Here is a 4069-nt window from a genome sequence, read left to right as displayed (position 1 = left end):
GGCGATCTTCCCGACCTCGGCGCGCATTACCGAGCTCTCGGAGCGCCTGGAAGACGCCTACAATCGCTACACCGAGCTGGCGTATCTGCGCCAGTCGTTGAAGCTGAGTTTCTCTTTGACCCTTTCCCTGGTGCTCCTGTTCGGCGTCATGGCCGCAGTGATCGCCGCCTTTCATATCGCACGGCGTCTCGTCGCGCCGGTCGCGGATATCGCACGCGGCACCCGCGCGATCGCCGAGGGTGACTACGAGCAACAGCTGCCGCTGCCCAAGCACGACGACGAGCTCGCCTTCCTGGTCGCATCGTTCAACGCGATGACGCGGCGCATCGCCCGGGCACGGGATGCCGCGAACCGCAGCCAACAGGCGGTCGAGACCCAGCGCAACTATCTCGAGACGGTCCTCGGGCGTCTGTCGTCCGGGGTCATCGCCTTCGATGCCGATCAGCGGTTGAGGACCGCCAACCCGGCGGCGCGGCAGATCCTTTCCCTCGCCTTCACCGACGACGAGCAACCGGAGCTCGCGCGCGTGGAGCGCGAGCTGCCCTGGCTCACACCCTGGACCGAAACGGTGCGCAGCCATATCGTCGCCGGGCAGGATTGGCGTGCGGAGGTCGAGCTCGATCGCGGCGAGACCCGTCAGACCCTGATGTGCCGCGGCAGCCCGCTGCCCCTGCCGGACAGCGAGCAACGGGGTCATGTCGTGGTCTTCGACGACGTCAGCTCCCTGATCACCGCACAGCGCAACGCGGCCTGGGGCGAGGTGGCCCGGCGCCTGGCCCACGAGATCAAGAACCCCTTGACGCCGATTCAGCTCTCCGCGGAGCGCCTGCGCCATAAGCTGCTCGCCAAGGCCGACGAGGCGGACGCGAAGATCATCGATCGCTCGACCCGAACCATCGTCCAACAAGTCGAGGCGATGAAGGCGATGGTGAACGATTTCTCAGACTATGCCCGCACCCCGCATATCCGCGCCGAGCCCTTGGAGCTCGACCGGCTCGCCCAAGAGGTGCTGGACCTGTATCGCAGCGCCGGGACGAGCGCGCTCGAGGTCGATCTGGGTGCGCCGGGGGTGCAGGTACGCGGCGATCCGTTGCGCTTGCGCCAAGTGGTTCATAATCTGATCAAGAACGCGCAGGAGGCGATGGACGGACGTCCCGGCGCGCGCATCGCCGTGACGACGCGGGTCGCACGCGAGAACGGCATGCCGTTCGTCGAACTCGAGGTCGCCGACAACGGGCCCGGGTTCGAGGAGCACCTCTTCGAGCGATTGTTCGAGCCCTATGTCACCACGAAGGCCAAAGGAACCGGTCTGGGTTTGGCTATCGTGAAGAAGATCATCGAGGAACACCGCGGTATCATCAAGGTCGAGAATACGGGTCAAGGCGCGCTGATTCGGATCCGCCTGCCGATCCGGCAGGGGACCAGGTACGCGACCCAAGGCCGAGAACAGGATGAAAAACGATGAGTGCAACGCACGTCTTGGTCGTCGACGACGAACCCGACATCCGGGGTCTCGTCCAAGAGATCCTCGAGGACGAGGGCTACGCCGTGATGAGCGCGGAAAACGGCGAGTCCGCCCGGCACGCGCTGCGCGAGCGCCGCCCGGATCTGATCCTGCTCGACATCTGGATGCCTGATCTGGACGGCATCACGCTGCTGCGCGAATGGTCGGAAGAGGAAGACGGCCTGCCCTGCCCGGTCATCATGATGTCCGGGCACGGCACCGTGGAGACCGCGGTGGAGGCGACTCGGCTCGGCGCGTACGACTTTCTCGAAAAACCGCTCTCGATGGCCAAGCTGCTGCTCACCGTGGAGCGGGCACTCGAGGCCGACAAGCTTCAGAAGGAGAACATCGGGCTGAAACGTCGCGCACCTCAGGTGCACGAGCCGGTCGGGCGCAGTGCCACGCTGCAACGGCTGCGCGAGCAGGTGAAGCGGATTGCTCAGCACGACACCTGGGTGCTGATCACGGGGGACGCGGGCAGCGGTCGGGAGACCTTTGCGCGCTATCTTCATTCACAGAGCGCGCGCCGCGAGCGCCCCTTCGTCGATCTGAGCGTCTCCACGCTCGCCGGGGGCAATGCCGCGCTCGAGCTCTTCGGGGCCGAAGACGGCGAGCACACCCATTACGGGAATCTGGAAAAGGCCGCGGGCGGGACGCTGCTGCTCGACGAGGTCGCCGACATGGAGCTGGATGCACAAGCCAAGCTGCTCGGCGCGCTCGACACCGGAGCCTTCATTCGCGTCGGGGGTACCGAGCCGGTGCGCATCGACGTGCGGATCATCGCCGCGACCCAGCGCAACCTCGAAGAGGAGGTGCGTGCCGGGCGTTTCCGCGAGGATCTCTTCTATCACCTGAACGTCGTCCCGCTGAATATCCCGCCGCTGCGCGATCACGCCGAGGATGTCCCGGATCTGCTGAACTTCTATCTCGACTATTTCGCGACCCACGAGAAGCTGCCCTATCGTCGCTTCAGCGTGGGTGCGCAGAACTATCTGCGCAACTACACCTGGCCCGGCAACGTGCGCGAGCTCAAGAACCTGGTGCAACGGGTCCTGATCCTGGGTGCCGGCGACGAGATCAGTCAGAAGGAGGTCGAATCGGCACTCGGCGCACCGCCGCCCTCCCAGGGGCAGGCGCTGGAAGGTCTGGTCTCCTTCGATCAGCCGCTGCGGCAGGCGCGCGAGCAGTTCGAGAAGGCCTATCTCGACTACCAGCTCGAAAAGCATACCGGCAACGTCAGCAAGATGGCGAAGGAGGCCGGAATGGAGCGTACGCACCTTTACCGCAAGCTCCGCTCGCTGGGAATCGAGATCAAGGAGCGGCGTTGAAGTGCGTCAGGCGGGGCATGTCCAGCTCGGCACCTGCAACATAGTTCCGGCGTACCTACAGACGTTGGCACTGACGCACTTCAAGTATTTAATTTTTATTATTTTAAACCGCGTCGCGCCAATCGCTCCGTGGAGCGACGAGAACGCAAGCCCCCACTCCACAAAAACGAAAACTCCGGACGCGGTTTAAATGAAGATCATCATCCTCGGCGCAGGCCAGGTCGGGACCTCGGTGGCCGCCAATCTAGTCAGCGAGGCGAACGACATCACCGTCGTCGATCACAATCCGGATCTGCTCCGGGAGCTGCAGGATCGTTTCGATCTGCGCACCATCCTGGGTCACGGTGCGCACCCGGACGTGCTGCGCCGCGCGGGCGCGGAAGACGCCGACATGATCATCGCGGTCACCAACAGCGACGAGACCAATATGGTGGCCTGTCAGGTCGCCTACACGCTGTTTCACACCCCGACCAAGATCGCCCGGGTGCGGGCGCAGAGCTTTCTCGATCAGCCCAAGCTGTTCGGGACGGATGCCCTGCCGATCGATTTTCCGATCAGTCCGGAGGCATTGGTCACCGAGTACATCCTGCGTCTGGTCGAGAACCCCGGGACCTTGCAGGTGCTCGATTTCGCCGGCGGGCGGATCCGGCTGGTCGCGGTCAAGGCCTATTACGGCGGACCCTTGGTCGGGCACGAGCTGCGCACCCTGCACGAGCACATGCCCAGGGTCGAGGCGCGGGTCGCGGCCATCTACCGTCAGGATCGGGCCATCGAGCCCCAAGGCGATACGGTCATCGAGGCGGACGACGAGATCTTCTTCGTCGCCGCCCCCGTGCACATTCGCTCGGTCATGAGCGAGCTGCGGCGTCTGGATCGTCCCTACAAGCGTCTGATCATCGCCGGCGGAGGCAATATCGGCACCCGGCTCGCCGGGGCGTTGGAGGTCAACTATCGGGTCAAGGTCATCGAGCGCGATCTGAAACGCTGCAAGCGCATCGCGGAGAATCTCGAGAAGACGATCGTGCTGCACGGCGACGCGGCGGATCGCGATCTGCTCCTGGAAGAGAATATCGAGAACACCGACGTCTTCTGCGCCGTCACCGACGACGACGAGGCGAATATCCTCTCGGCGATGCTCGCGAAGCGGCTCGGCGCGCGCAAGGTCATGGCCTTGATCAACCGGCCGTCCTATGTCGAGCTGGTGCAATCCGGGGCCATCGACATCGCCATCTCGCCG

The 4069-nt window shown here is 64.4% G+C and carries 3 protein-coding genes; all 3 read left to right on the top strand.

Annotation, left to right across the window (positions count from 1 at the left end):
* On the top strand, nt 1-1465 hold a 1465-nt coding region (locus GPT33_RS17500; RefSeq protein WP_296811602.1), incomplete at its 5' end, for an ATP-binding protein.
* A complete protein-coding gene (locus GPT33_RS17495) occupies nt 1462-2832 on the top strand; it encodes a sigma-54 dependent transcriptional regulator (RefSeq protein WP_296811599.1) in 1371 nt (456 codons plus the stop codon). The genes GPT33_RS17500 and GPT33_RS17495, both read left to right, overlap by 4 nt.
* A gap of 190 nt (nt 2833-3022) precedes the next feature.
* A partial coding sequence (gene trkA / locus GPT33_RS17490; protein ID WP_296811598.1) for a Trk system potassium transporter TrkA occupies nt 3023-4069 on the top strand: 1047 nt, incomplete at its 3' end.

The organism is Thiocapsa sp. (genome assembly GCF_011390875.1).
GTDB lineage: Bacteria > Pseudomonadota > Gammaproteobacteria > Chromatiales > Chromatiaceae > Thiocapsa.
This window is presented reverse-complemented; position numbering and strand designations above follow the sequence as displayed.

What these genes read in the sequence shown, in the direction of transcription:
- GPT33_RS17495 (WP_296811599.1), top strand. Translation starts at nt 1,462, where the DNA reads ATGAGTGCAACGCACGTCTTGGTCGTCGACGACGAACCCGACATCCGG.